This is a genomic window from Chitinasiproducens palmae (assembly GCF_900095735.1).
GTDB lineage: Bacteria > Pseudomonadota > Gammaproteobacteria > Burkholderiales > Burkholderiaceae > Chitinasiproducens > Chitinasiproducens palmae.
Map to the genome: position 1 here is coordinate 1 of NZ_FNLO01000027.1, position 1,438 is coordinate 1,438.

At 52.9% G+C, this 1,438-nt stretch carries 1 rRNA gene; it reads left to right on the forward strand.

The features are described from left to right. Positions 1-1,419 (forward strand): 23S ribosomal RNA (locus BLU54_RS22965); the annotation flags it as partial. Positions 1,420-1,438: the final 19 nt, after the last annotated feature.

The following is a 1,438-nucleotide window of genomic DNA, read 5'->3' on the forward strand; positions in this document are numbered from 1 at the left end:
CATTGGAGAAGGCACTTAGGCAAATCCGGGTGCGGAATTCAAGGGTGTGGGACGAGCGGCCTTGTGCTGCGAAGCAATTGGAAGTGGTTCCAAGAAAAGCCTCTAAGCTTCAGTCTAACGAGACCGTACCGCAAACCGACACAGGTGGGCGAGATGAGTATTCTAAGGCGCTTGAGAGAACTCGGGAGAAGGAACTCGGCAAATTGGTACCGTAACTTCGGGATAAGGTACGCCCTGGTAGCTTGACTGGCCTGCGCCAGAAGGGCAAAAGGGTTGCAATAAACTGGTGGCTGCGACTGTTTAATAAAAACACAGCACTCTGCAAACACGAAAGTGGACGTATAGGGTGTGACGCCTGCCCGGTGCCGGAAGATTAAATGATGGGGTGCAAGCTCTTGATTGAAGTCCCGGTAAACGGCGGCCGTAACTATAACGGTCCTAAGGTAGCGAAATTCCTTGTCGGGTAAGTTCCGACCTGCACGAATGGCGTAACGATGGCCACACTGTCTCCTCCCGAGACTCAGCGAAGTTGAAGTGTTTGTGATGATGCAATCTACCCGCGGCTAGACGGAAAGACCCCATGAACCTTTACTGTAGCTTTGCATTGGATTGTGAACAAATCTGTGTAGGATAGGTGGGAGGCTTTGAAGCAGGGACGCTAGTTCTTGTGGAGCCATCCTTGAAATACCACCCTGGTTTGTTTGCGGTTCTAACCTGGGACCCTGAATCGGGTTCGGGAACAGTGCATGGTAGGCAGTTTGACTGGGGCGGTCTCCTCCCAAAGCGTAACGGAGGAGTACGAAGGTACGCTAGGTACGGTCGGAAATCGTGCTAATAGTGCAATGGCATAAGCGTGCTTAACTGCGAGACCGACAAGTCGAGCAGGTGCGAAAGCAGGTCATAGTGATCCGGTGGTTCTGTATGGAAGGGCCATCGCTCAACGGATAAAAGGTACTCTGGGGATAACAGGCTGATACCGCCCAAGAGTTCATATCGACGGCGGTGTTTGGCACCTCGATGTCGGCTCATCTCATCCTGGGGCTGTAGCCGGTCCCAAGGGTATGGCTGTTCGCCATTTAAAGAGGTACGTGAGCTGGGTTTAAAACGTCGTGAGACAGTTTGGTCCCTATCTGCCGTGGGCGTTGGATATTTGAAGGGGGCTGCTCCTAGTACGAGAGGACCGGAGTGGACGAACCTCTGGTGTACCGGTTGTCACGCCAGTGGCATCGCCGGGTAGCTATGTTCGGAAGAGATAACCGCTGAAAGCATCTAAGCGGGAAACTCGCCTTGAGATGAGATATCCCTGGGAACTCGATTCCCCTGAAGGGTCGTTCAAGACCAGGACGTTGATAGGCTGGGTGTGGAAGCGCAGTAATGCGTTAAGCTAACCAGTACTAATTGCCCGTGAGGCTTGATCCTATAACCAGTGCGTTTGCGC